The sequence below is a fragment of the Pseudomonas sp. RIT-PI-S genome, assembly GCF_025642975.1.
Taxonomy (GTDB): domain Bacteria; phylum Pseudomonadota; class Gammaproteobacteria; order Pseudomonadales; family Pseudomonadaceae; genus Aquipseudomonas.
Genome location: NZ_JANZKJ010000001.1, coordinates 364049 through 390779, shown reverse-complemented (window position 1 = coordinate 390779; position 26731 = coordinate 364049). Strand labels below are relative to the sequence as shown.

General features: G+C 62.5%; 24 protein-coding genes. 3 read left to right on the top strand and 21 right to left on the bottom strand.

The genetic code is table 11. The features are described 5' to 3' along the window. Positions 1 to 152: 152 nt before the first annotated feature. From guaA to OGL93_RS01785, 3 genes are all read right to left on the bottom strand, one after another. On the bottom strand, positions 153 to 1730 hold the full coding sequence (guaA, locus tag OGL93_RS01795) for a glutamine-hydrolyzing GMP synthase (protein ID WP_263260656.1): 1578 nt from the start codon (positions 1728 to 1730) through the stop codon (positions 153 to 155). 73 nt (positions 1731 to 1803) lie between these two features. Next, a complete protein-coding gene (gene guaB / locus OGL93_RS01790; RefSeq protein ID WP_263260655.1) occupies positions 1804 to 3273 on the bottom strand; it encodes an IMP dehydrogenase in 1470 nt (489 codons plus the stop codon). A gap of 78 nt (positions 3274 to 3351) precedes the next feature. After that, complete coding sequence (locus OGL93_RS01785; RefSeq protein WP_263260654.1) at positions 3352 to 3900, bottom strand: sugar ABC transporter ATPase; 549 nt, start codon at positions 3898 to 3900, stop codon at positions 3352 to 3354. Between the two features lie 113 nt (positions 3901 to 4013). Here OGL93_RS01785 and OGL93_RS01780 point away from each other — a divergent pair, with 113 nt between their 5' ends. Together OGL93_RS01780 and xseA are read left to right on the top strand one after the other, a co-directional pair. Further along, a complete protein-coding gene (locus OGL93_RS01780; protein WP_263260653.1) occupies positions 4014 to 4487 on the top strand; it encodes a GNAT family N-acetyltransferase in 474 nt (157 codons plus the stop codon). A 38-nt stretch (positions 4488 to 4525) separates the two neighbouring features. Next, positions 4526 to 5905 (top strand): exodeoxyribonuclease VII large subunit, encoded by a 1380-nt coding sequence (gene xseA, locus OGL93_RS01775; RefSeq protein WP_263260652.1) that lies wholly within the window; start codon positions 4526 to 4528, stop codon positions 5903 to 5905. Between the two features lie 240 nt (positions 5906 to 6145). Here the strand turns inward: xseA and OGL93_RS01770 are convergent, their stop codons facing one another. The 6 genes from OGL93_RS01770 to OGL93_RS01745 form a co-directional block, all read right to left on the bottom strand. Continuing rightward, positions 6146 to 6643 carry a hypothetical protein gene (locus OGL93_RS01770; protein ID WP_263260651.1) on the bottom strand — a complete coding sequence of 166 codons (498 nt, stop codon included), beginning with the start codon at positions 6641 to 6643 and terminating at the stop codon, positions 6146 to 6148. Then, entirely contained in the window at positions 6640 to 7491 is an 852-nt protein-coding gene (locus OGL93_RS01765) for a winged helix-turn-helix domain-containing protein (RefSeq protein ID WP_263260650.1), read from the bottom strand. Before OGL93_RS01765 ends, OGL93_RS01770 begins: the two co-directional genes overlap by 4 nt. Before the next feature lie 117 nt (positions 7492 to 7608). Further along, entirely contained in the window at positions 7609 to 8826 is a 1218-nt protein-coding gene (locus OGL93_RS01760) for a hypothetical protein (RefSeq protein ID WP_263260649.1), read from the bottom strand. Between the two features lie 79 nt (positions 8827 to 8905). Continuing rightward, positions 8906 to 11419, bottom strand: coding sequence for a TcfC E-set like domain-containing protein (locus OGL93_RS01755; protein WP_263260648.1), 2514 nt, complete (start codon positions 11417 to 11419; stop codon positions 8906 to 8908). Positions 11420 to 11533: 114 nt separating this feature from the next. Then, a complete protein-coding gene (locus tag OGL93_RS01750) occupies positions 11534 to 12043 on the bottom strand; it encodes a fimbrial protein (RefSeq protein WP_263260647.1) in 510 nt (169 codons plus the stop codon). 2 nt (positions 12044 to 12045) lie between these two features. Beyond that, on the bottom strand, positions 12046 to 12762 hold the full coding sequence (locus tag OGL93_RS01745; protein WP_263260646.1) for a hypothetical protein: 717 nt from the start codon (positions 12760 to 12762) through the stop codon (positions 12046 to 12048). Positions 12763 to 13431: 669 nt separating this feature from the next. Here OGL93_RS01745 and leuA point away from each other — a divergent pair. Continuing rightward, complete coding sequence (gene leuA / locus OGL93_RS01740) at positions 13432 to 15102, top strand: 2-isopropylmalate synthase (protein ID WP_263260645.1); 1671 nt, start codon at positions 13432 to 13434, stop codon at positions 15100 to 15102. 94 nt (positions 15103 to 15196) lie between these two features. Here leuA and OGL93_RS01735 read toward each other — a convergent pair whose 3' ends face one another. The 12 genes from OGL93_RS01735 to iscX form a co-directional block, all read right to left on the bottom strand. Beyond that, positions 15197 to 15988 (bottom strand): amidohydrolase, encoded by a 792-nt coding sequence (locus OGL93_RS01735; RefSeq protein WP_263260644.1) that lies wholly within the window; start codon positions 15986 to 15988, stop codon positions 15197 to 15199. Beyond that, entirely contained in the window at positions 15976 to 17124 is a 1149-nt protein-coding gene (locus OGL93_RS01730; protein WP_263260643.1) for a pyridoxal phosphate-dependent aminotransferase, read from the bottom strand. Before OGL93_RS01730 ends, OGL93_RS01735 begins: the two co-directional genes overlap by 13 nt. A 69-nt stretch (positions 17125 to 17193) precedes the next feature. Continuing rightward, positions 17194 to 18654 (bottom strand): ribosome biogenesis GTPase Der, encoded by a 1461-nt coding sequence (gene der, locus OGL93_RS01725; protein ID WP_263260642.1) that lies wholly within the window; start codon positions 18652 to 18654, stop codon positions 17194 to 17196. Between the two features lie 116 nt (positions 18655 to 18770). Further along, the gene (gene bamB, locus OGL93_RS01720; protein ID WP_263260641.1) at positions 18771 to 19922 is read right to left on the bottom strand and encodes an outer membrane protein assembly factor BamB; all 1152 of its coding nucleotides are present in this window, start codon (positions 19920 to 19922) and stop codon (positions 18771 to 18773) included. Then, entirely contained in the window at positions 19915 to 20556 is a 642-nt protein-coding gene (locus tag OGL93_RS01715) for a tetratricopeptide repeat protein (RefSeq protein WP_263260640.1), read from the bottom strand. Before OGL93_RS01715 ends, bamB begins: the two co-directional genes overlap by 8 nt. Positions 20557 to 20604: 48 nt before the next feature. Next, positions 20605 to 21891: a histidine--tRNA ligase gene (gene hisS / locus OGL93_RS01710; RefSeq protein WP_263260639.1), complete on the bottom strand. Its 1287-nt coding sequence runs from the start codon at positions 21889 to 21891 to the stop codon at positions 20605 to 20607. A 47-nt stretch (positions 21892 to 21938) separates the two neighbouring features. Next, positions 21939 to 23048 carry a flavodoxin-dependent (E)-4-hydroxy-3-methylbut-2-enyl-diphosphate synthase gene (gene ispG / locus OGL93_RS01705; RefSeq protein ID WP_263261092.1) on the bottom strand — a complete coding sequence of 370 codons (1110 nt, stop codon included), beginning with the start codon at positions 23046 to 23048 and terminating at the stop codon, positions 21939 to 21941. A 5-nt stretch (positions 23049 to 23053) separates the two neighbouring features. Continuing rightward, positions 23054 to 24049 (bottom strand): RodZ family helix-turn-helix domain-containing protein, encoded by a 996-nt coding sequence (locus OGL93_RS01700; protein WP_263260638.1) that lies wholly within the window; start codon positions 24047 to 24049, stop codon positions 23054 to 23056. After that, positions 24049 to 24807: a type IV pilus biogenesis/stability protein PilW gene (gene pilW / locus OGL93_RS01695; RefSeq protein WP_263260637.1), complete on the bottom strand. Its 759-nt coding sequence runs from the start codon at positions 24805 to 24807 to the stop codon at positions 24049 to 24051. The genes OGL93_RS01700 and pilW overlap by 1 nt, the downstream gene beginning before the upstream one ends. 23 nt (positions 24808 to 24830) lie before the next feature. Continuing rightward, the gene (gene rlmN, locus OGL93_RS01690) at positions 24831 to 25979 is read right to left on the bottom strand and encodes a 23S rRNA (adenine(2503)-C(2))-methyltransferase RlmN (RefSeq protein WP_263260636.1); all 1149 of its coding nucleotides are present in this window, start codon (positions 25977 to 25979) and stop codon (positions 24831 to 24833) included. 27 nt (positions 25980 to 26006) lie between these two features. Next, the gene (gene ndk, locus OGL93_RS01685; protein WP_263260635.1) at positions 26007 to 26432 is read right to left on the bottom strand and encodes a nucleoside-diphosphate kinase; all 426 of its coding nucleotides are present in this window, start codon (positions 26430 to 26432) and stop codon (positions 26007 to 26009) included. A gap of 87 nt (positions 26433 to 26519) precedes the next feature. Beyond that, on the bottom strand, positions 26520 to 26720 hold the full coding sequence (gene iscX / locus OGL93_RS01680; protein WP_263260634.1) for a Fe-S cluster assembly protein IscX: 201 nt from the start codon (positions 26718 to 26720) through the stop codon (positions 26520 to 26522). Positions 26721 to 26731 lie beyond the last annotated feature (11 nt).

Here is a 26731-nt window from a genome sequence, read left to right as displayed (position 1 = left end):
CATCGGATGCAGTTGGTACCCCGTACCATGCCATAAAAAAACCATGCTTGGCGATGCAGAACGCTACCTGAACTTGCCAGACCCAAAAAGCCAAAAGCCCGCAATTACGCGGGCTTCAGGGCATTTTTTGCTAGATCGTGCCGGACGCCCGATCATTCCCACTCAATAGTCGCCGGCGGCTTGCTGCTCACGTCGTACGTCACCCGCGAGATGCCTTCGATCTCGTTGATGATGCGCCCGCTGACTTTTTCCAGCAGCTCGTAAGGCAGGTGCGCCCAGCGGGCGGTCATGAAGTCGATGGTTTCTACCGCGCGCAGGGCTACGACCCAGGCGTAACGGCGGCCGTCGCCGACCACACCCACTGATTTCACTGGCTGGAACACCACGAAGGCCTGGCTGACCTTGTGGTACCAATCGGCGTTGCGCAGCTCTTCGATGAAGATGTGGTCCGCCAAGCGCAGCAGGTCGGCGTATTCCTTCTTCACTTCACCAAGAATCCGCACGCCCAGGCCCGGGCCTGGGAAGGGATGACGGTAGACCATGTCGTAAGGCAGGCCCAGTTCCAGGCCGAGGCGGCGCACTTCGTCCTTGAACAGCTCACGCAGCGGTTCGACCAGCTTGAGGTTCATTTCCTCCGGCAGGCCGCCCACGTTGTGGTGCGACTTGATCACGTGCGCCTTGCCGCTCTTAGCGCCAGCCGACTCGATCACGTCCGGGTAGATGGTGCCCTGGGCCAGGAACTGGATGTTATGCAGTTTGCTGGCCTCGGCATCGAACACGTCGATGAAAGTGCGGCCGATGATCTTGCGTTTTTTCTCTGGGTCCGCCTCGCCGGCAAGGTTATCCAGGAATTGCGCCTCGGCGTTGGCGCGGATGACCTTCACGCCCATGTTCTCGGCGAACATAGCCATGACCTGCTCGCCTTCATGCAAGCGCAGCAGGCCGTTGTCTACGAACACGCAGGTGAGCTGGTCACCGATGGCCTTGTGCAGCAAGGCCGCGACCACGGATGAGTCCACACCGCCGGACAGGCCCAGCAAGACGTTGGCGTCGCCGACCTGGGCACGGATCTGCTCGATGGCGTCGTCAGCAATGCGCGATGGCGTCCACAGGGCTTCGCAACCGCAGATATCCAGCACGAAGCGCGACAGCATGCGGCCGCCTTGTTTGGTGTGGGTCACTTCCGGGTGGAACTGCACGCCGTAGTAGCCACGGGTGTCGTCCGCCATGCCGGCGATCGGGCAGCTTGGGGTGCTGGCCAGCACGTGGAAGGTCGAAGGGATCTCGGTGACCTTATCACCGTGGCTCATCCACACATCCAGGCCCAGCACGCCGTCGGCATCTACATGGTCTTCGATGCCATCGAGCAGGCGGCTCTTGCCGACCACGTCCACGCGGGCATAGCCGAATTCACGCAGGTTCGAACCTTCCACACGGCCGCCCAGCTGCTCGGCCATGGTCTGCATGCCGTAGCAAATGCCCAACAGCGGCACGTTCAGGTCGAACACGGCCTGCGGTGCGCGCGGGCTGTTGGCCATGTGCACGGATTCCGGGCCGCCGGCGAGGATGATCCCGCGCGGGGCGAATTCGCGGATCGCGTCATCGCTCATGTCGAACGGATGCAGTTCGCAATACACGCCAATTTCCCGAACGCGGCGGGCAATCAGCTGGGTGTACTGGGAACCGAAGTCGAGGATCAGGATGCGGTGAGCGTGAATATCGAGGGCCATGACTCATTCTCTCGAGAACAAAAAATAAAACGGGGCTGTGTCGCAACAGCCCCGCTCAATAAACACCTGGCTATCAGCCTACGCGATAGTTAGGCGCTTCCTTGGTGATCTGCACGTCGTGCACATGGGACTCGGCCATCCCGGCGCCAGTGATGCGCACGAATTCCGGCTTGGTGCGCATCTCGTGGATATCGGCGCTGCCGGTGTAGCCCATGGACGAACGCAGGCCACCCATCAACTGATGGATGATCGCCGAAAGCACGCCTTTGTACGGCACGCGGCCTTCGATCCCTTCGGGCACCAGCTTCTCGGCGCCAGCGGACGAATCCTGGAAGTAGCGGTCCGAAGACCCTTGCGCCTGGGCCATTGCGCCCAGCGAGCCCATGCCGCGATAGGCTTTGTAGGAGCGACCCTGGAACAGTTCGATCTCGCCCGGCGCTTCTTCGGTACCGGCGAACATCGAGCCCATCATCACGCAATAGGCACCGGCCACAATGGCCTTGGACAGGTCACCCGAGAAGCGGATACCGCCGTCGGCGACCAGTGGAACGTCGGTGTCCTTCAATGCTTCAGCTACATTGGCCACCGCGCTGATCTGCGGCACGCCCACACCCGCGACAATACGGGTGGTGCAGATGGACCCAGGGCCGATACCGACCTTGACGCCATCGGCACCCGCCTCCACCAGGGCACGGGCAGCGGCGCCGGTAGCGATGTTGCCTCCGATGACCTGCACCTGCGGGAAGTTCTGCTTGACCCAGCGCACGCGGTCGATCACGCCCTTGGAATGGCCGTGGGCGGTGTCCACCACCACCACGTCCACGCCGGCGGCTACCAGGGCGGCTACACGCTCGCCGGTATCCTTGCCGGTCCCGACCGCGGCGCCCACGCGCAGGCGACCTTGGTCATCCTTGCTGGCCAGCGGATACGCCTTGGCTTTTTCGATGTCCTTGACGGTCATCATGCCTTTGAGCTGGAAGTCCGCGTCGACGATCAGCACCTTCTCCAACCGATGCTTGTGCAGCAACTGGCGGACTTCTTCCTTGGTGGCGCCTTCACGCACGGTCACCAGGCGATCACGCGGAGTCATGACCTCGCGTACCGGGATGTCCAGACGGTTCTCGAATCGCACGTCGCGGGAAGTGACGATGCCTACCAGGTCGCCGTCATGCAGCACGGGCACGCCGGAAATGTTGTGCTGGCGGGTCAGGTCGAACAGATCGCGAACCGTGGCGCCGGCCTCGATGGTGATCGGGTCCTTCACCACACCGGCCTCGAACTTCTTGACCTTGCGGACTTCCGCGGCCTGCTGTTCGATGGTCATGTTCTTGTGGATGATGCCGATGCCGCCTTCCTGGGCCATGGCGATGGCGAGGCGGGCTTCGGTCACGGTGTCCATGGCGGCGGACACCAGGGGAATGTTCAGCTCGATGCCACGGGTCAAACGGGTCTTGAGGCTGACTTCGTTAGGCAGGACCTCGGAGTAACCGGGGACCAAAAGAATGTCGTCGAAAGTCAGGGCTTCTTGGCTGATACGCAGCATCGCGGGGGCTCCCGGGCGGGAAAAATGGAAGCGCGCCATTATACCTATACATGCCATGTGGCTCAATGAGCGCGCGTTTTAAAAGTGTACCTCTACCTGCCGCACTGGCCAATCCAGCCGCTCGGCGAAATCCGCCACGAATTTTTCGGTGAAGCGCGCCTCGCCCCAGCCTTCGAAAATAAAGCCAAGGTTGGAGAAACCGCACGGCTGCAAGAATAAAAAGCCGTTGATGTCATCCTCGAAGCCGCACAGCGGGCACGTGAAGTTATTGGTGTAGCCGGGGTACCACTCATCGAGGCTTTCGAACAGCGGCTCGCCCACTTCGCGGCGGCAATTGGGGCAGCCGGCTTCTTCGAGAAAGCCCTTTTGCGGGGTATAGATGCAGCGATGAGTGACGATGCGCAGCCCGTTGAGCTTTTCATCGAAGGGCAACCGGTCCGGGTGCCTGACCACCCGCCGAGCCCCCTCGGCAATGGCGTAGCCCATGCCATTGCCGCCGCGGCAGCAGGTGCTGAGCTGACCGTCCACCACGTTTTTATGCACCAGCCAGCGCAACATCAGGCTGGCGGCGCCTTCGTGATTGGGAACGGTGGAGAGCTGTGGAACGAGGATGCTTTGCGAGGCCATGGGGGCGCCATACAACGACGGAACGGTGGCTGATTCTATCACCACACGGGCTGGCGGCCGTAATGGCCAGGCTATTCTGCATAGTCTTGATGCACCACTAGAGGGCCCTAATAATGACAACAGGTCAGGTGACTATCCGCCGCGCGGCAACCGCCGATGAAGACAAAGTGCTTGAGCTGGTCGAGCGCCTGGTCGAATTCGGTCCACCGGCATGGCGCAATGCAGAGCAGATGGTGATCGTGGATAAAAGAAGGATCGCCGCGGCGCTCCAGGCTCAAGGCGAAGACCCGAAAGTGATGGTCGCAACCCTAGGCGGCGAGGTCGCAGGGTTCGTGCACGTCCATAGCCTCAAGGACCACTATCGGGACGCGCCCCATGGGCATGTGTCGGATATCGTCGTGGCGCCCGCGCATGAAGGCCATGGCGTGGGCCGCTTGCTGCTCGACGCCGCCCGCGCCTGGGCGACCGAACAAGGCTTTCAATGGCTGACCATTTCAGTCTTCGAGGACAACCGCCGAGCTGCGGAGATGTACGAAAGGGCCGGGTTCGGGCGCGACGTGCTGCGCCTGGTGCAACCGCTGAGGTAACCCGCGACAGTTGCCGGGGTTGGCCTTATCATCGGCGCATGAATAACGATCCCTTTGCCAGGCTCGGCCTGGACCGGCAGGTTCTCACCGTCTCCCAACTCAACGGCCGCGCCCGCGTGCTGCTCGAAGACGTGTTCAGCAGTGTGTGGGTCGAGGGGGAAATCTCCAACTTGGCGCGGCCCGCCTCCGGGCACATTTATTTCACCCTCAAAGACGCCGGCGCCCAGGTTCGCTGCGCGCTGTTCCGGCAGAACGCGACCCGGGTGCGCCAGGCGCTGCGCGATGGGTTGGCGGTGAAGGTCCGGGGCAAGGTATCGCTGTTCGAGGGGCGTGGGGATTATCAACTGATCCTCGACACCGTGGAGCCCGCTGGCGATGGCGCGCTGCGCCTGGCCTTCGAAGCGTTGAAAGAAAAACTCGACGCCGAGGGGCTGTTCAGCGCCGAGCGCAAACTAGGCCTGCCGGCGCACCCGCGGCGCATCGGCATCGTCACCTCGCCGGGCGGCGCGGTGATCCGTGACATCATCAGCGTGTTCCGCCGTCGAGCGCCGCAAGTGCGGTTAACGGTCATCCCCACCGCGGTGCAAGGTCGCGAAGCCATCGGGCAGATCGTCCGGGCGCTGGGCCTGGCCGACCGCCACGGCTTCGATGCAATCATCCTGGCCCGTGGCGGGGGCTCGCTGGAAGACCTGTGGTGCTTCAACGAAGAAGCCGTAGCCCGGGCCATCGACGCGTGCGTGACCCCCGTAGTCAGCGCGGTAGGCCATGAAACGGATGTGTCCATCAGCGATTTCGTCGCCGACGTTCGCGCCCCCACCCCTACCGCGGCGGCCGAGCTGCTGGCGCCAGACAGCAACGACCTGCAGCGTCAGTTGGCCGGCTTGCAGCGCCGCTTGCTGTTGCGTATCCAGCACCGGCTGGCCCACGACCGGCTGCGCCTGGAGGGCCTCACCCGGCGCCTGCGCCATCCCGGCGAGAAGGTGCGCCAACAGGCACAACGCCTGGACGACCTGGACATGCGCCTGCGCCGCGCCTTCGATGCCACGCTGCAGCACCGCCGCCAGCGCCTTATTCACCTGGACGCGCGCTTGGCGGCGCAACACCCGGGGCGGGCGCTGGCCTTGTTGCGCCAGCGCCTGGACCAGCTACGCCAGCAGCTACCGAAGGTCATGCAGGAGCGGCTGCGCTCAGACCGGCTGCGCCTGCAGGCCCAGGCCCAGGCACTCAATATCGTCAGCCCCTTGGCCACCCTTGGGCGCGGCTACAGCATTTTGCTGGACGCCCGTGGCCACGCGATCCGTAGCGCCAGCCAGGCCCAGCCTGGCCAACGGTTGACGGCAAAGCTGGGCGAAGGGGAATTGGCGGTGCGAGTGGAGGACAACAGCCTGGCGCCGGTGACGCTGCCGTTGTTCGACTGAGCAGGCGAGTGCAGCAAGCCCTTGGGCTAACGGCGGGCGCCAGGCACTGCCTGCGCTGGGCGCGCCAGTGCAGCCAGCGCTGCCCCGTTGGGGCTAGCGCTAGCAAAAAGCTTCGCGGGCTGGGCCCGCTCCTACACGGTCAACGCCCCGCCCGCCTGATAGCGCCGCGCCCTTCGATCTGCGTAGCAACTGCGTTGGGTCGCAAACTTTCGGACCTTTTCGCTTAACTAACCTGGGCAGCTACGGGTCCGAACAATACAACCGAGGCATGCCGATGGCGCCAAGCGCCCGGCCCTGGCCGCCCAGCCGCATCACCTGCAGGTAATAGTCGCTGCCAGGCTCGTGGAAATACTCCAATGCCCATTGGGCCGGCATGGTGTCCCCCATGCCTTGGGATACCTGGTCGATACGCTTCTTGAAGTAGGGCCCGGCCGGGCCGTATACGAACTCGGCTACCCGGTGGAACGTCTGGCGTTGTGGCGTTTGGTTCTGGTCAAGGGTTTCCAACCGGCCGTTTAACCGCGCCAGGCCACGCCCATCTCCATGATAGAACTGGCTCAGCAGGCCCAGCACGCGGCTCTCCTGCGCTTGCGGCGAAAACCGTAGCAACTCGAACGGAGTATCGCATTGCCACTCAACCCGTGCGTGAGCGAACGGCCCGGTGGTGAATAGCCAGGGCGCGACGCTCAGTATTACCATGCAGCCGGCCCGTAACAGGCAAAGCAAGCCGTTGGTCATGAGCGCTCATCCACGATCAAATACGACAAGCAGTGGGCTCGCGCTCGCTCAATCGGCGCCACGCAGAGGAAATAGCTATAAACGTCGCTGCGCAGCGTACCGTTTATATACACATAGGGGCGTTCGGCCAACGAAACCGTGCTCGGTGGCTGGCGCTGCAACCGCGCAATGTGCTGCGCAATGGTATCGGGCTTGCCCGCCAACGTTGCCCCTACGAAAAATTGCTGCTGGGCATCACTGCCCGCCGCCACATAAGGCGCGGACACCTCGCTGGCCAGTGGCGATAAGCCACGCCGCGCGTCCCAACCCAGCGCCAAGGCAGCATTGAGGCCCAGGAATGCACACACGTAAGCCGGCAGGCGCGCATGCGGCCAAAGCCGGCGAAGGCGCCGCGCATCTTCAACGAAAATGGCAGCGTCCGCTTCCACCTCGGTTGGCGCGGCGGGCGGCGCTATCGGCGGCGCGCCATCGACGCTTGGCGCAATGATGAGGCGCTGTGCATGTTCGGCGCTCTCCTTGTCGATGGCCAGCCCATCGGCCACTTTGTAGCCAATGCGCGGCACGGTAACCAGCCACTCCGACGACTGTCCAAGGTTTGCCAGGCAGCGGCGGACCTGCGCTACCGCCTGGTTCACGCTATTGCCAGAAACTTGCTGGCCATAGCGCTCCCACCCTTGGTAAAGCAACGCCTTTTTGGTCACGATGGTGCCTTGGGCTTCAAGCAAAGCCGAGAGGCACCGGCTGGCCGCGGCGCCTAGCAGCACCGCGCAGGCTGGATCCGCGGTGGGCGATAATTCGAAGGTTTCGTCGTCAAAGAGGGTAGTGCTGTCTATCACATAGCGCGTCATGCGCGGGCCTCCCTAGGGCATTGCAGCGGCTAACACGCAATCCCTCGCCCTACATCCTGCGCCAAGGAAACTACCATGTACGCTCGCCAGCACGGGCATTGTGCTGGCTTCCCTGTGTTAAAAGCTGGCGTCGAACACCACCGTGGCTGTCCCTCTATAGGTTTGCCCGGCGTACGCCACCATTTGCGCCGTAGCGCTGGCGGCTACGTCGTAATGCAAACTGGCGACCCGATCGAACTGGGCCTGCACACTCTGGAATTCTTCAGCATTGGCACTGCCCATTCGCAGCCTCTGCCGCTGCACTGGCTGCTGGCTTCCACGCTTCACCACGCCGTAGGGCAAGGTGATCGAAATATCCACCGGCACCTTTGATCGCGCGCTCGCTTCCTGGATCGCACAGGTGTCGGTCAACGAATATTCACATTCCAGATAAATACGGAATTTGCCCGAGCTGGAGAGATTAAAGCGCTGGCTGGCGCTCAGGCTCGGAGGGTTCCTGCCCGTGTTCATCCAGGCCTGCCAGCCTTGTGGCGGCTGGAGGATCGCCCGTTCCGAGCCTGGCGCAAATTCGATCTTAAGCAAATGGTTGACTAATAAATTGAAGTTAATCGTGACGGTGTCGTCCGATGCCGTCATTACGTAGCCGGTGTCTAGGTCTCGATCAGGGCCAACCCCCAGCGTCAGGCTGCCATGATAGCGGCCTAGGTCCATATTGAGCGGGTCTGGGGTAATAAGCTCGTAGGAGATGGTCATATCTTTGTACTTAAAGGGCCGAGGAATGGTTACCTTGGCTTTCTTGATACATGCGCCAGCCCCTTCGGGGAGTAACCAGAACCAACGGTATTCGACCCGGCTATAGTAGCCACTGCCTGATGTCCTGCAAGGCGCTGGTGCGTTTACCCACGTTCTGTCCCAGAGCGCTGCATGCGCTGGAGGATTGGGCATCGATAACCGATACGCCCCTCCAAAGCCGGATACCCTGAACTTAAGCTCCGCCGTTGTACCGTTTTTTTCATGGGTGACCATGACCGTGCGGAAACTGGACGGCATGCGAAAATAGGCGCCCATGCGGGGGTCAGGCTGGACAGCAGGCGGTTGGATGTCCAGGAGCGAAGTGAAGGTTATCGGCAGCGCGATACTGAATAGGTTGGCGCAGGCGGCCGGATACCATTGGCAATACCCAGCCTGGGGCGTGGTGTTGACGAATGAGTTATGCGTGGGGTTGGCCTTGTTAGGGGAATAGGTCGCGGTGATGTTTACCTGGGCAGCCTTGGCGGCTGGCGCGCACACCCAGGCGAAAAGGCTGACGAAGGCCAGCACGGTAGCGGTACGCATGGTGTCTCCTTGAATGACTGAACGCGCCATTTGCATCAGTGCCTGAAGCCGGCGGTTGTTCACGCTGGGCTTTCGCACCTCATCCCTCCTGCCGGGCAACGGTTGGGGTATCCGCTCGGCAGGTCAGGTCGGCGACCATCAGCACGTCGTTCTCGCGCCTATGCGCGCTGGGGTCGAGCACGATGGTGCAGGCTGGCTGGCCGCCATGGCTAACTTCCAAGGTGGGCGTGGACTCGCTCATTTCCAGCACGAAAAAGCCATCGGCTTCGGTCACGCTAGAGCTGGCGTGGTTCTGGATGCGCGCGCCACGCAGGGGTCGCCCTTGGGGGTCGAGCAGGCGGCCCAGTACCGAAACCGTCTTGAAGACACGCAACCGCTGGTATTGCACCGCGCCCTTGTTGAGGTGGTAGCGACTCAGGGAAGGCTGGATGTGCGCGGCATGGGCGGCCGTGCTGTCGAAATCGAACTGTACCGCCCCGCTCTTGAACGCGCCGACCGGGATCAGGTTGCGCCCCGGCTTGAGCATGCCGCTATGCCCACCGCCGAGGTCGTCCGCTCGCAGGGTGAGGCTAGGCAGGTCGGAGTCCACATCGACGATCATTGCTGCCTGGCTGCCGTAGTAGCGCCCGCTGGCGGCGACCTGCCCACCACCGAACGCCACGGTGCTGTCCAGGTTCAACCCGCCACTGAGTGCATCGTTGTACGAGGAGCGTTGCGCATACAGATCGCCATTGAGCTGGTCGGTCTGGAAATAGGCCTGGCCAGACAAGCCGGTGCCATAAACATCGGCCGTCACGTTGGCCGAATAGCCACGCAGCAGCCCCTCCTCGTTGCTGTGCTGATAGCCCAGCGAAGCATTGAGGTCACGGCTGCCATCCGGCCCGGTACGGGTGCCCAGGCTGGCGGATATATTACTGCCGGCCCCACCGAGCGCCATGTTGATGCCCAACTCGATGCCCCGGTTGCGCTGGCTGCCGGTGGTCACGGTGGCGGGCCGGTCGAACAGCGACACGCGCCAGTTGGCAGCGCTGCCAAACAGCTTGCCGTTGCGCAACCAGCTCAGGTCCATTGAAACCCCCTGAACATTCCCGGCGCTGTGGGCAATCCGGGCGTTGACGCTGCTGTCCATGCTCAGGCGCTGATTGAGGGAAAACGATGAGGTCTGGGTTTGGCCGTTGTAGGGGTTACGGCGGCGCACGGCAACGCCATTGAAGTAATCATACGTGCGGCGGGTATCGAGCCATGAGCGGTTGTGGCTGAACGACAGGCTACCGCTGCCGTACTGATACATGCTTTGCAGGTCTATGCCGGTGCCGAGCTGGCGGGTCTGATAAACGTTGGCGTACACGCTGGCACGGTCGCTGAGGCTCCAGTCTATGGAGGTGCCGAGCTGGTTTTTTTCCGCGATCCGCTGCGCCGACAGCCCAAGCACCACCCGAGGGTGCGCCAGGTAATTCACCATCGCGCCGAGCGTATTGCCTTGCGGGTCACCGTCGCCCCAGTTATTGAGCAATTGGACGGCGCGCCCGGCATAGAGGTTGTAGCGCCAGCGCTGGTCGGCATTGCGCCAGTTGCTGGGCTTGTAGATCACTTCTTCGGTACTAGACGTCACGATCCCATCTTCGATCAGCCGCACGTCCACTGGGTAGATACCGCTGGGCAATTTGCGGGTGTCGATGGCCTGCAACCCCGCCTGCACCGCCTGGCTATCGACCAACACGCCGTTGCGATAAATTTCCACCACGCCGGCACGAGCGGGCGTCACATACACAGGGTAGGTGCTGGGGCTGGCGGTATCGATGGCCAGGCTGTCGCTGCTGCCATACATCAGGCCCAAGGTAGTGTCCGGGCTACCGCCAAACTGCCGGGGCCGGCGGTAAAGGCCAAGTGCATCGGGGGTAAAGTAACCCAAGCGAAAAAACTGCCCTTGCAGTTCGCGCTGGGTATAAAGCTCGTTGATCGAATGGTACACAGGCGTGCCTGGCTCGCCGGTTTTGGCTAGCTGGGCCGTCGCTGTCTGGCTCCAGTTGCCCAGGCTGGCGCTGCCTTGCAGGTAGTAGCGGCCAGCGTTTTCACCGTCGCCGGCAGCGACGTTCAACTGGTTTTGTACGACCAGGCCATAGCTGCCCCCGTCCGGGAGGCTGTGATAACGCGCCGGCGCCGCGCCGCGCTCAACGTTTTCGGTCAGGATGAACAGTTGTGAATCTTCCAACTGGTAGTGAATGGCGATCAGCCCGTTGGGACAGTTGCGGGTACAGGTGCCCAGGGGGGTATCCCCTGCCAGGGCCTGCGTCCAAAGCCCACGCTCTGCTTCTGGAACGGTGCTGTCCTGGGTGTCGGTGAAGCTAAGCAAACGAACGGTTTCATCGCGGCTGACAATGCCCAGGGCGTCGCCCAGAAAGCGGCCATCGACTTCGATACGCATCGCCAAAGGGACGTCGAAAAAGTGCTCCTCGAACCCCTCTGGCAGTTCGGCGGCCTGGTTAAGCACAGGCAGGTGGGCGCCGGCACCTGCGGCGTGCGCCAGATGTTGCGGCAACACCACCAGGCAACAGCACGCCAGCAAGGCACGTATAGGTGCGTTGTTGAACATTGTTTTCTCGTCTGGGCGAACGTCGCGAGCCTCTTGCGAGGCGCTTGATCTCTGAGCAGTGGCCCACCAGCGGCGGAGCACCGGGCGGGCCAGCTGAGCAAGGCGGCTGTGCCGTTACGGAGTGACCATGGCGTCGAAGGTCATGTTGACGTTGCCCGAGTAGTTGCCTGGAGCGAACCCGCCGGCAGGCTTGGCGCCGGGCGCGATCTCCAGGTTCACCCGTTGCCCAGCGGCGGCTTCGCTGGCGCTGGCTATCTCGATCGGGGTGGTGCTGCTCAATACCTTGTCGTTGAACTTGACGATCAGCGGAATGGTATTGGTGCCATTGCTCAAGTAGGCATCGGTATCGGTCAGGCGGGCCTGGATAGACCCGGCCGTGTGCTTGATGTCGAAGGGCTTACGGAACTTGTCTAGGGTTTCCTGTACCAGGTTCCACTCCATGCGCTGCGGCAGGCCGATCCAGCCACTGTCAGCCGGCTGAACGTAAAAGGTGCTGGTGGGCACGGTCGCGATCAGTTGTACTTGATGCTCGACCACGGTATCGGCGGCGATGGCGCTGCCTGCGAAGACGCCAAGGGCCAGGGCCGCGGCGACGGGGGTCAGGTTAAGTGCTTTCTTCAGCATGGTTACTTCCTTTGGAGTTGAGGTGCGGATGTGGCCGCCAATGACGAGTCAGCGGCGTGGCCGACCGTCACGGGCTGTTCCTTCTCGCCTTCCTGCAGCACAAAGCTGTAGGCGCGGTCGGGTAACTTGGTGAAGCGAAACCGATGGCCTGGCAGCACGTAGTGTTGGGTCAGCGGCTTGCAGTTGGTGGGGTCTTTCAGAGCGCAGTCTTTGAAGTGATCGAGGACCACGACGGAGTTGCCAGTGTTGTGCACGCTGTAGCCGTTGGCCTCATCTAGCAGCCGAGTGTTGTAGGTCACTTGGTCTGGCCGCACGAACAGCACGGTTCCAAAACCCGACAGCACCGTGACCCCGGCGGAAAGTGCCTGCTTATAGGCTTGCTGCTGCGCATCGCTGAGGTCGAACCGATCGGCGTTATTGGGCAATACCGGCATGAAGCGCACCCGGAAATAGCGCTCCTTGGGCCGCTGCCCGAGGAACAGCAAGCGGGTGGATTGCCTACCGCCTGCCGGAACGATCAACCGCGCCGGGCTGGCGATCAGGGTGTTGTGCTGCACAAGCGGCGCACTGCCCAGCGCTTGGGGCGGCAGTTCGCGCTGGTTGCCCTGTTCGTCTATGAGAATCTCCTGCACCGTGACCTTGATAAAGGCCGTACTGGTGCCGGCGTTGTACACGCGCTTGAGCAAGGCGCTCTTGCCGTCGTCGAGGAAGTTGAACATCGCCCCAGGATTGATTGCCGGCGATGCCTGAGCCCCAGCTATAAGGCTTAACCACAGCCCGACCAAGATGAAAAACCTACACATGGCAAACCCATATTCAGTATGCAAACGAAACGGCACTTACCGGTTGCATCGCATGGATGCTGCTCTTTTTCACAAGCAGCGGCCTGGCAACGCGGTGACCAGGAATGGCCAGCAGTGTTGCAACGACGAACGGGCATTGGGAGGCTTGGCCAGCACAGCTCACGCAAGACAGGCGCGCGTCAGAACATTTCAGGGTTTTTCATGATTCGGGCGAGCGTCGCGCGCCATCCCAGGCACCGGCGCAGTGGTCAACCGAAGTGAGGGGCCTGCCTTTCGCCCAAGCCCCTGCCTTGCGCAATGAGCTCAGAGCACGCAATAAAAAAATAGAAAATCAATTTTTTTAAGAATAAAAAAACGCCGATTTCGATTTTTCGGTCATTTATTCCAATTTTTTTGAGTTGCTTGCCATTGGCTTCACAGCTGAGTACGGTGAAGTCATAACACGGCTAAATCCTACGTTGCTGGCACGCCAATTCCTTGCCTCGGTGCCGTTTAATGGCGAGGCCATCAGCGACCGGAGCGTCTCGTACTCTTTTGTTTTAAATGGCCCGCCCGGCGTCTTGGCCGGCTTCGAAGGACTACCCCATGACCATGCTTAAAGATCCGTCCAGCAAATACCGCGCATTCCCCACCATCGACTTGCCAGACCGCACCTGGCCCTCGAAGGCGATCACCGAAACACCGATCTGGTGCAGCTCGGACCTGCGCGACGGCAACCAATCGCTGATCGAGCCGATGGACGCCGAGAAAAAACTGCGGTTCTGGAAGACGCTGGTCAAGGTGGGCGTGAAGGAAATCGAAGCGGCCTTCCCTTCGGCTTCGCAAACCGATTTCGACTTTATCCGCACGCTGATAGAAGGCGGCCACGTGCCGGCGGACACCACCATTCAGGTGCTCACCCAGGCGCGGGAGGATTTGATCGCCCGCACCTTCGAATCCCTGCGCGGCGCCAAGAAAGCCATCGTGCATTTGTACAATGCCACTTCGCCATCTTTCCGCCGGATCGTCTTCAACCAAGACAAGCAAGGTGTGAAGGAGATCGCGGTCAATGCGGCCAAGCTGTTCGTGAAATACGCGGCCCAGCAGCCGGAAACCCAATGGACGTTCCAGTATTCGCCGGAAACCTTCAGCGCCACCGAGCTGGAGTTCGCCAAAGAGGTGTGCGACGCGGTGATCGAGGTGTGGAACCCTACCCCCGAGCACAAGATCATCCTTAACCTGCCGGCGACGGTCGAGGTGTCTACCCCTAACGTGTATGCCGACCAGATCGAATGGTTCTGCCGCCACGTCAATCGCCGCGACAGCGTGTTGATCAGCCTGCACACCCACAACGACCGTGGCACTGGCGTCGCTGCCACCGAGCTGGGCCTTATGGCCGGCGCCGACCGCGTGGAAGGCTGCCTGTTCGGCAACGGCGAGCGCACCGGCAACGTGGACCTGGTGACCCTGGCCCTGAACCTCTACACCCAGGGCATCGACCCGCAGCTGGATTTCTCCGACATCGACGGCGTGCGCAAGGTCGTGGAGGAATGCAACCAGTTGCCGGTTCACCCGCGTCACCCCTATGTGGGCGACTTGGTACACACCGCCTTCTCCGGTTCCCACCAAGATGCCATCCGCAAGGGCTTCACCCAGCAGAAGGAAGGTACGCTCTGGGAGGTGCCATACCTGCCCATCGATCCGGCAGATATCGGCCGCAGCTACGAGGCGGTCATCCGGGTGAACAGCCAGTCCGGCAAAGGTGGCATCACGTACTTGCTGGAACAGGAATACGGCATCAACCTCCCCCGCCGCATGCAGATCGAATTCAGCCAAGTGGTGCAGGGCGAAACCGACCGCCTGGGCCTGGAAATGTCTGCCGAGCAGATCTACAAGCTGCTGCAGAAGGAATACCTGCAGGCCAACCTTCCCTACGCGCTGGTCAGCCATCGCCTGACCGAAGAGAACGGCAGCAGCCAGGTGTATATCGAGGTCAGCAGCGACGGCGAAACCCTGCATTGGAAGGGCAAGGGCAATGGTGCGCTGGAAGCGCTGGTCAGCAGCCTGCCGATCAACGTTGAGATCATGGACTACAACGAACACGCCATCAGCTCCGGCACCAACGCCAAGGCCGCGGCCTACATCGAGCTGCGCGTGGCGGGTGAACGCCCGGTGCACGGCATTGGTATCGACGAAAACATCACCACTGCCAGCTTCAAGGCACTGCTCAGCGCCCTGAACCGCTCCTTGAGCCAACGCGCCGCCCAGGCGGCCTGATCGCCTCGTGCAGCGCCTTCGGTTCGCGGGCTCTGCCTACTCCTGCACCTCATGTGGGAGCGGGCAAAGCCCGCGAACCGACGCATCCGTTGGTTTATAGAACCTCGAAGCGATCCGCGTCCAGGTGGGCGGGGAAGCGCGTGCGGTAGGCGGCGAGCTCAGTGCTGCCGAGGCTTACGTGGAATACGCCTTCGGCATCGCCGGCATTGAGCAGGGTTTCGCCGTGGAAATCCAGCACCTGGCTGTCGCCGCTATAGGCGTAGCCTTTGCCGTCGGTGCCGACCCGGTTGACCGCGGCCACGTAACAGAGATTTTCGATAGCCCGCGCGGGTAGCAGGCGATTCCAGTGATGGCGGCGAGCCCCGGGCCAGTTGGCGGTGTACAGCAGCAGGTCGGTGTCTTGAGCGTCGCGGCTCCATACCGGGAAGCGCAGGTCGTAACAGATCAGCGGGCGGATTCGCCAGCCCTTGAGCTCCCAGCGCACCTGCCGTTCACCAGGGGTGTAATGCTGATGCTCCCCGGCCATTCGGAACAGATGGCGCTTGTCGTAGTGCAGCAGGGTGCCGTCTGGGCGGGCCCACAGCAGCCGATTACGGAAGCTGCCGTCCGCCGCCTGGGTTATCAGGCTGCCGGTCACCACCGCATCGAGTTCAGCCGCCTGCCCCAGCATCCACTCGCGCGTCGGCCCTTCCTCCGGCTCGGCAAGGCTTGCCGAATCCATGGAAAAACCCGTGGTGAACATTTCGGGCAGTACCACCAGATCGGCGCCGCGCGCCTGCTGCAACAGCTCGGCGAAACGACCAAGGTTGGCTTGGCGGTCGTGCCAGGCGAGGTCGCTCTGCACCAATGCCAGTTTCAGGTCCGGCAATTCACTCAGATCGCGCATAGTTTCTCCGCCGCCGCTCGAAGGGTGTCTTCCCGTTTCGCAAAGCATAGGCGCACCAACCGCTGCCCTTCCACTGGTACCTGGTAGAACACCGAGATCGGAATGCTCGCAACGCCATGCTCACGGGTGAGCCAGAGCGACATCTCTACGTCGTTCAGGTCTGGGCGAATGGCGGAATAGTCCACCAACTGGAAATACGTGCCTGGCGTGCGGGTGAAGGTAAAGCGGGAGCGGTCGAGCAAGTCGCAGAACAAGTCTCGCTTTGCCTGGTAGAAGCCGGGCAACTCGTCCACATGCTCCGGGTGCGCGGCCATATAGTCCGCCAGCCCCTGTTGCAGCGGGGTCACTCCGCAGAAGTTGACGTATTGGTGGATCTTGCGCAGCTCCAGGCTCAGCACGGGCGGCGCGACCACGTAGCCGGTTTTCCAGCCGGTCACGTGGTAGGTCTTGCCGAACGAGCTGACCACGAAGGCCCGCTGGTACAAGCTCGGATGGGCCAGCACACTGGCGTGGCGGGCGCCATCGTAAACCAAGTGCTCGTACACCTCATCGCTGATCACATAGAGCCCACGTTGCTCCACTAGATCGGCCAGGCGTACAAGGTCTTCGCTGCTGATGAGTGCACCGCTCGGGTTGTGCGGGCTGTTCAGCATGATCAGCCGGGTTCGCGGGCTCAACGCGGCCGTCAGTTGGTCCCAGTCGATGGCGAAGGTATCTGGGGTGAGCTGTACGTGCACGCAGCGCCCGCCGGCCAACTCCACCGAGGGCTCATAGCTGTCGTACACGGGATCGAACACGATCACTTCATCGCCCGGGCGCACCACCGCCTGCACCGCGCAGAAAATCGCCTCGGTGGCGCCAGGGGTGATGGTGATCTCCAGATCGGGGTTTACCTGGGCGCCATAGCATCGCGCCAGCTTGGCCGCGACCTGTTCGCGCAGCGCTGGCAGGCCGGTCATGGGCGAGTACTGGTTGTGCCCTTCCATCACATGCCGTGCCACGGCCTCGCGCAATGCCAGCGGGCTGTCGAAGTCCGGAAAGCCCTGGCTGAGGTTCAGCGCGCCGGTTTGCGCGGCGAGCTGCGACATGGTGGTGAAGATGGTCGTGCCGACATTCGGCAGTTTACTGGCGATCATGTGGGTCCCCCGCTGGCCTTTCGCCCGTATGGCCGGGCGAAAGCGCAGGATAGCCGATCAGGCGGCGGCTTAGCGCTTGTCCTTGCGCTTTTTCTCGGCCTTCTTGTGGTGCGACATCAACCGGCGTTTCTTGTTGACCTGGCGATCGGTGAGGGTGTTTTTCTTACCCTCGTAAGGGTTTTCACCCCCCTTGTATTCGATGCGAATGGGCGTACCCACCAGCTTGAGCACGCGCCGGTAGGTGTTCTCCAGGAAGCGCGTATAAGAACGCGGCACTTTCTCGACCTGGTTGCCGTGGATCACGATCAGCGGTGGGTTGGCGCCGCCCAGGTGGGCATAGCGCAGCTTGATCCGGCGGCCGTTGACCATAGGCGGCTGGTGGTCGCTGATGGCGTCTTCGAGAATCTGCGTCAGGCGGCTGGTGGGCCAGCGGGTGATCGCCGACTTGAAGGCTGCCTGGACGGAGCCGTACAGATGGCCAACGCCGGTGCCGTGGAGGGCGGAAATGAAGTGGATGTCGGCGAAGTCGACGAAGAACAACCGGCGCTGCAGCTCGGTTTTCACGTACTCACGCTCGCCCGGCTCCATGCCGTCCCACTTGTTCAGCGCGATGACGATGGCACGGCCGGTTTCCAGGGCAAAGCCCAGCAGGTTCAGGTCGTGATCAACCACGCCTTCGCGGGCGTCCATCACGAAGATCACCACGTTGGCGTCCTTGATGGCCTGCAGCGTCTTGACCACCGAGAACTTCTCGACTTCTTCGTGGATCTTGCCGCGCTTGCGCACCCCGGCGGTGTCGATCAGGGTGTACTTGTCCCCATCGCGCTCGAACGGGATGTAGATGCTGTCCCGCGTGGTGCCTGGTTCATCGTAGGTGATCACCCGCTCTTCACCGAGCATGCGGTTGACCAGCGTGGACTTGCCCACGTTGGGCCGGCCGATGATGGCGATCTTCACGCCATCCTTTTCGCTCGGGCCAGGAACACGGACCGCTTCTTCGCCTTCGGCGACCTCGACGAACTCCTCTTCGGAAGGGTCGCGCGGGTATTCGCTCAGGGCTGTTTCCAGCAGCGCGTTCATGCCACGGCCTTGGGACGCGGCAACCGGGATGGCGTTGCCCATGCCCAGCGGCGCGAACTCGGCGCGGGCCATTTCCGGGTCGATGTTATCGACCTTGTTGGCGACCAGCAGAGAGCGCTTGTTCCGCTTGCGCAAGTGCTCGGCAATCATCTGGTCGGCGGCGGTGAAGCCTGCGCGAGCGTCGACCATGAACAGCACCAGGTCGGCTTCCTCGATGGCCAGCAGCGACTGCTCGGCCATTTTTTCATCCATGCCGGCTTCATCGCCGGTGATACCGCCGGTGTCGATCACGATGTACGAGCGGCCCTGCCACACGGCTTCGCCATACTGGCGGTCACGGGTCAGGCCCGAGAGGTCGCCGACAATGGCGTCGCGGCTCTTGGTCAGGCGGTTGAACATGGTGGACTTGCCCACATTTGGGCGGCCAACCAGGGCGATTACGGGAACCATGCGGCTCTCCACGTTGCAATTTCAGAAAGGCAAAGGCCGCTGCGGGGCAGCGGCCATTAACGAATGCGGGTTCGCCCCGCGCGCCCGGGGCGGTCAAGCCTCAAGCATAGCAAGCATTACTTGATGGTCAGCGCCTCGAGCTTGCCGCTGTTGGCATACACGTAGAGCATGTCGCCAACCACCAGCGGACGAGCCCGCAGGCCGTCGCCGTCGATCTTGGTACGGCCGACGAAGCGGCCATCTACCTGGCTGAGCAGGTGCAGGTAGCCTTCCATGTCACCCACCGCGATGTAGCTGGAGAACACCTCGGGCGCAGTCAGCTGGCGGCGCGCCAGCGAGTCGTTGCTCCACAAGGCCGTGGTGGAACGCTCATCCACGCCCTCGACGGTGCCAGACGCTTCTGCCACGTAAACGCTGCCAAAGCCCTGGGCGACGCCGGCATAGCTGGAAGCATCCCGCTGCCACAACACCCGGCCACTTTCCAGCTCAAGGCCAGCCATGCGGCCCTGATAGGTAGATACGTAAAGGGTGCCGCCAGACAGCAGCAAGCCACCGTCGATGTCCACTACGCGGTCCAGCTCGGAACGGCCCTGCGGGATCGCCACGCGGGTTTCCCACACGGTGGTACCGTTACGCACGTCCAAGGCAACTACCTTGCCGGTGGACAGCCCGGCCACGGCCAGCTGGTTGGTCACCAGCGGCGCGCTGGTGCCGCGCAGGGTGAGTACGGCAGGGGTGCTGTCGTAGATCCACAGCTGGTTGCCATTGCTGGCGTCCAGGCCAACCAGGCGGTCGTCCTGGGTTTGCACCACGACCACGTTACCGTTGGTGGCCGGTGGGGCCAGCACCTCGGCTTTCACGTGGGCGCGCCAGCGTTCTTCACCGTTGCTGGCGTCCAGTGCCACCACGTCGCCGCGCAGGGTGCCGAACATGACCATGCCCGAGCCGACGCCAACGGCGCCGGAGATCTGCATTTCCATGTCCTTTTTCCACTGAACGTCGCCGTTCATGCGGTCCATCGCCATGACCAGGCCATTGGTTTCAGCGGCGTAGAGGGTGTTGTTCTCCACTGCTGGCACCAGCATGTTGTAGGTGTCGCCCTGGCCGTCACCGATCGAACGGCTCCAGACCTTGTTCAGCGAGACCTCTTCCTTGAAATCGGTGAGCTCCGCCGGAGGCAATTCCTTGTTGCTGTTGCTGCTGCAGCCCACGACCGCGACAGCCAAGGCCAGCAATACCGCACGTTTCCACTGAATCACGTCACGCATCCCCTTTGGCCAGGTCGTCGAGCTTGAGTTGAAGGTCACCTACCGCGGCATCGTCGGCCAGTGCACCCTTGGCCTTGCGGTATGCAGCGGCAGCATCATCGGCCCGGCCGAGCTTCGCCAGCAGGTCCCCACGCAGTTCCTCGCGGCTGGCCACGAAGGCTTTGTCCGCTTCGCCGTCAAGCAGCTTGAGCGCGTCTTCGGTCTTGCCCTGGGCGGCCAATATCTGGGCCAACCGCTGCCGGGCGACTTCGCCGAGGGTCGGGTTCAACGGCTTGTCCACCACGGCCTGGAGCTGCCCGGCGGCGGCATCCGCGCGGCCGGCATCGACATTGACCTTCGCCTGGAACAGCTTGGCGTACTGTTCGTAGGCCGTGCCGCTGTAATTCTTGCTCAGCTCGCCGGCCAGGTAGTCCACCTTCGCCTGGTCAGGCTTGCCGCCGGGGGTGAGCGCGGTCTCCAGCAATTGCTGGTACAGGCTCGATGCCCCCTGGGCCTGGTTGCCCTGATACTTCTGCCAACCCTGCCAGCCAAAGACCACTACCAGCGCGAGCAGGCCGCCGGTGACCAAGGGCTTGCCGTTGCGCTGCCACCAGTCCTTGAACTGGACGAGCTGTTCATCATCGCTACCCGACACCCCAATACTCCTGTGTTTTATAGACATCTTGCCCAAGCGGGCAGTTGATCAGGCCTGCAAGGCACTGGCGAGATGATCGGCCAGCGCGGTCCAAGCGATTTCCTGTTGTTCACCCTGGCCGCGCAGGGGCTTGAACCCTACCACCTCGTGGGCCAGCTCGTCCTCCCCCAGCACCAGCGCAAAGAGCGCGCCGCTCTTGTCGGCTTTCTTGAACTGGCTCTTGAAGCTGCCGCTGCCGGCGTTGACCTGCAAGCGCAGCGACGGCATCTCCGTGCGCAACCGCTCGGACAGCTTGAGCGCGGCCAGCTCAGCGGCGTCGCCGATGGCGCACAGGTAGACGTCCACCTGGCGGGCAAGCGATTCGGGAACTTGTTCGAGGGTTTCGAGCAGCAGGATAAGCCGCTCGATGCCCATGGCAAAGCCTACGCCAGCGGTCGGTTTGCCGCCCATCTGCTCGACCAGGCCATCATAGCGGCCGCCGGCGCAGACGGTGCCCTGGGCGCCGAGCTTGTGGGTAACCCATTCGAACACCGTCTTGGAGTAGTAATCCAGCCCGCGTACCAGCTTGGGATTGATCACGTAAGGAATCCCGAGCGCATCCAGCCGTGCCTTGAGGCCGTCGAAATGCACGCGGGACTCTTCGTCCAGGTAATCAGCGAGCTTGGGCGCGTCTACCAGCAAGGCCTGGGTTTCCGGCACCTTGCTGTCCAGGATGCGCAGCGGGTTGCTGTTCAGGCGGCGCTTGCTGTCTTCGTCCAGCTGGCTCTGCCGTGCCGAAAGGAAACTCACCAACGCATCACGATAGCGCCCGCGCGCTTCGCTGGTACCCAGGCTGTTGAGTTCGAGCTTGACTGCATCGCGAATGCCCAATGCGCCCCATAGGCGCCAGGTCAGGGCAATCAGCTCGGCGTCGATATCCGGGCCGGCGAGGTTGAACACCTCCACGCCGATCTGGTGAAACTGGCGGTAGCGGCCCTTCTGCGGCCGCTCGTGACGGAACATCGGCCCGATGTACCACAGCTTCTGAGGCTGGCCGCTGCCGGTGATGCCATGCTCGAGCACGGCCCGCACGCAGGCGGCGGTCCCTTCCGGGCGCAGGGTGAGGGAGTCACCGTTGCGGTCCTCGAAGGTGTACATCTCTTTTTCCACGATGTCGGTAACTTCACCGATGGAGCGCTTGAAGAGCTCGGTGAACTCGACGATAGGCATGCGGATCTGGCGATACCCATAGCCATCGAGCAGCCCGGCCACCGTGCCTTCGAAGTAGCGCCACAGAGGGGTCTGCTCGGGCAGGATGTCATTCATGCCACGAATGGCTTGCAGAGACTTTGTCACGGGGTGTCCTTAACGATTTCGTTAGCCACGGCGGTTGCCCTCGGCAATCAGCCGCGGGCGATCAGCGCTGCATCGGCTTCGGCTTTTTCCGCCGCCTTTTGGCGGATTAGCCGTTCGAGCTGCTCCACCAGATTGTCGTTGGTCAGCTTGTGCGAGGGCTTGCCGTCGATGTAGATCAGGTTCGGCGTGCCGCCGGTGAGCCCCACATGGGCCTCCTTGGCCTCGCCCGGGCCGTTGACCACGCAGCCGATCACGGCGACGTCCATCGGTACCAGCAGGTCTTCCAGCCGCCCTTCCAACTCGTTCATGGTTTTCACCACGTCGAAATTCTGCCGGGAACAGCTGGGGCACGCGATGAAATTGATGCCACGGGAGCGCAGCCGCAGGGACTTGAGAATGTCGAAGCCGACCTTCACCTCCTCCACTGGGTCTGCGGCCAGGGAAATCCGGATGGTATCGCCGATACCGTCGGCCAGAAGCATGCCCAGGCCCACCGAGGACTTCACCGTACCGGAGCGCAGCCCGCCGGCTTCGGTGATTCCCAAGTGCAGGGGCTGGATGATCTGCCCGGCCAACTGGCGGTAGGCGGCCACAGCCATGAATACGTCCGATGCCTTCACGCTGACCTTGAAGTCCTGGAAGTCCAGGCGATCCAGGTGTTCCACATGGCGCAGGGCAGACTCGACCAGTGCCTCGGGGGTAGGCTCGCCGTATTTCTTCTGCAGGTCTTTTTCCAGGGAACCGGCGTTAACCCCGATGCGGATCGGAATACCCCGGTCGCGCGCGGCATCGACCACGGCGCGCACGCGATCTTCGCGGCCAATGTTGCCTGGGTTGATGCGCAGGCAGTCGACGCCCAGCTCGGCCACCCGCAGGGCGATGCGGTAGTCGAAGTGGATGTCTGCCACCAGCGGCACGTTCACATGCTGCTTGATCTTGCCAAAGGCCTCGGCGGCGTCCATGTCCGGCACGGACACCCGCACGATGTCGGCGCCGGCCTCTTCGAGCCGGGCGATCTGGGCAACGGTGGACATCACGTCCAGGGTGTCGGTGTTGGTCATGCTCTGCACCGCGATGGGCGCATCGCCGCCCACCGGCACCGAGCCGACCCAGATTTTACGAGATTCGCGACGCTTGATCGGAGATTCGCCGTGCATGACTGTCATTGCCCCAATTTCAGGCGAGCGGTCTCGCCCGAGGTGAACGGGGCCACGTTGACGGCCTCGCCGTTATACGTGACCTGTGCGCCGCGGGCATAACCCAGGCGCACCTGGAAAGGTGCATTGCCGTTGACGTCGATGCTGTCGCCTTTGCGCTTGAGGCCGCTCACCAGCACCTTGCCGGAAGCGTCCGTGACCTGGGTCCAGCAGTCGGCGGTGAACTGGATCTGCACCTTGGCCTCCCCGGCTGCCGGCGCCACTGGGGCGGGGGCCACGGGTGTCGTAGGCTGCGGGATTGCCGGTATCGTCGCGGCCGCGGTCGGCGCATGGGTGCCACTCGGGGCTGGCGCCGATGGGGTCGCTGTCGGCGCAGACGGTGCCGGTGCGACAGCGGCTGGCGGAGTGGAGCCGGCCGGCTCCACGGGCACCTGGGCAGGCTCGGTCGGGCCGGGGGTTGGTACCGCCTGGCTATCGGTGACGGCCTGGTCTTCGGGCTCGTCGATCGGGTGGATCTGCGTGGTGCCGTCGGCGCTCTCGACCTCCACGTGTTCCAGCGCGGTACCGGCCTGGTCCTTGCCGCGCGAGGCGTTCTGGTCTTGCCACCAGAGGAAGCCGCCCCCGATCACCAGCACCAGCAACAACAGACTGACGATGCGCAGGATGTTATGGGACAACCGCACCGGCTCTTCGATCCGGCCCAGGCCGTGGACGTCCGAGCCCTGGGCGTTGGTACCGGTGTACTGGTCGAAGGCCAGCACCAATGGCGTTTGGTCCATGCCCAGCAACTTGGCATAGGCGCGAATGTAGCCGCGGGCGAAGGTATGCCCGGGCAGGCGCTCGAACGCACCGGCCTCGAGGTTGGCAAGGGACGTGGTGGTGAGGTTGAGCCGCGCCGCGACCTCCTGCAACGACCAGTTTCTGCTTTCGCGGGCCTGGCGCAGGGTTTCGCCGGGGTTCGTGCGAGCCGCTGCTACAACTTCGGGATGCGCCGCTTTCATCATTGCTCCGACAGGTATTGCTGATATTCCGGCGTGCCGGGATAGAGTCGTTTCAGTTGCAGGCCGTAACTGGCGGCCCGGTTCTTATCGTCGAACAGCTTGGCCAGTCGCGTTCCGAGCAACAGGCTGCGGGCGTTCTGCTCGCTGAGCTGGCTGAAGCGCTCATAGTAATCGCGCGCGGGCACATATTGCTGCGCTTCATACGATAGCTCGGCCATTTCGAGCAAGGCGCGGGGCTGTTGCCTATTCAGGCGCAGGGCCTTGTCGAGCAGCTGCCGGGCCTCGGCCTTGTTGCCGAGCATCAATGCAGTAATCCCGAGGTTTTCGAACACCCGGGAACGCTCTGGGTAGAGGCTGTCTTCGGAGGCTTGGCTGAATTTCTCGTAGGCCTCCTTGTAGCGCTTGCGCTCGTAGAGGAAGCCACCGTAGTTGTTGAGAATGCGGGCATCGCCTGGGCGCGCTGAAAGCGCCTTGCGGAACTGCTGCTCGGCCAGGTCCCCTTCGCCCTCGGCCTGGAACACCAGTGCCAGCGCGGCGTTGGCGTCGGCATCGGAGCCGTTGAGTTCCAGGGCCTTCTTCAGCGGCACCTTGGCGCGCTCGGTTTCCCCCTGCTTGAGGTAACCCAGCCCAAGCTGAATGTAAGCATCACGCGCCTGATCCCGGCCCTGGCGGGTGTCCATTGGGTTCACCTTGCCAGTGGTGACGCAACCAGTGAGCACCAGGGCGAGAACAAGCAGGAGCGCGCTGCGCGGGGTCATTGAGTTCCTCTCTCAGGGTCCGCTCAGGGGCGGCTACCGGTGCGGGCCACAGCCTCGGCATCGGCCTCGAGCTGGCGCACGGCGATGTAACGCTCGCTGCGGCGGGTACGATCCATGACCTGCCCCACCAACTGGCCACAGGCCGCGTCGATGTCCTCACCGCGGGTGGTGCGCACCGTCACGTTGTAGCCGGCATGGTGCAGCGCATCCTGGAAGCGACGGATGGCGTTGTTGCTCGGACGCTCGTAGCCAGAATGCGGGAAAGGGTTGAACGGGATCAGGTTGATCTTGCAGGGCACATTGCGCAGCAGCTCGATCATCTCCACCGCATGCTCGGGTTGGTCATTGACGTCCTTGAGCAGGGTGTACTCGATGGTGAGCACGCGCTTTTCACCGAGCGCGCTCATGTAGCGCAGGCACGAATCGAGTACCACGCTGAGCGGGTACTTCTTGTTGATCGGCACCAGCTCGTTACGCAGCGCGTCGTTGGGCGCATGCAGCGACAGGGCCAGCGACACGTCGATGTGCTTGGCCAGCTCGTCGATCATCGGCACTACGCCGGAGGTAGACAGGGTGACCCGGCGCTTGGAAATGCCATAGCCCAGGTCATCCATCATCAGGTGCATGGCACTGACGACGTTGTCGAAGTTCAGCAGCGGCTCGCCCATGCCCATCATCACCACGTTGGTGATGGCGCGGTCCACAGTGGCGGGGATGCTGCCGAAGGATTTGTTCGCGATCCACACCTGGCCGATGACTTCGGCGGCGGTGAGGTTGCTGTTGAAGCCTTGCTTGCCGGTGGAGCAGAAACTGCAATCGAGCGCGCAGCCGGCCTGGGAAGACACGCAGAGGGTACCGCGCTTGCCTTGGGGAATGTACACGGTCTCGACGCAACTGCCCGAGGCCACGCGCACTACCCACTTGCGGGTACCGTCCGCGGAGATGTCTTCGCTGACCACTTCGGGGCCGCGGATTTCCGCGCAGGCCTTGAGCTTGGCGCGCAGGGCCTTGCCGAAGTCGGTCATGGCGTCGAAATCATCGACGCCAAAGTGGTGAATCCATTTCATCGCCTGACCGGCGCGGAAGCGCTTTTCCCCGAGCGTGTCGAAGAATTTTTCCATTTCCTGGCGGGTAAGGCCCAACAAGTTGATTTTGTCGGTAGATGTCGTCATGGATTCACCCTCACTCGTAAGCGCTGCTTAGCGAGTGGTCACCTCGGTAGCGGCGAAGAAGTAAGCGATTTCACGCGCAGCAGCAGCTTCGGAATCCGAACCGTGAACAGCGTTGGCGTCGATGGAGTCAGCGAAATCGGCGCGGATGGTACCAGCGTCGGCTTTCTTCGGATCGGTGGCGCCCATCAGCTCACGGTTCTTGGCGATGGCGTTCTCGCCTTCCAGCACCTGAACGACAACCGGGCCGGAGGTCATGAAGGCAACCAGGTCACCGAAGAAGCCGCGCTCGCTGTGCTCAGCATAGAAGCCTTCGGCTTCAGCCTTGGACAGTTGCTTGAGCTTGGAGGCAACGACGCGCAGGCCAGCGTCTTCGAAGCGGGTGGTGATCTTGCCGATAACGTTCTTGGCGACGGCATCGGGCTTGATGATGGAGAAGGTACGTTGAACAGCCATGTGACACTCCAGAAACAGTGAGTTAAGCAAAAATTAAACCCGCGAATTATACGCGGGTTCGGAGGTATTTCCTAACGAAGGAGCATTTCAATCCGCTTCTTCGATCCAGTGCGCCTGTATCGCCTCCAGTACCTTCTCGCCGGAGCGGTTTGGATCGTCGTCGAACTCCGGCAACTCCATCACCCATTGGCGCAACCGGGGGAAGCTGACGGTACGGGGATCGACCTCTGGCCGAGACTCGGCCAGCTGGATAGCGATTTCCTGCACATCCACCCATTTAAGAACCATGATCGCCTCCT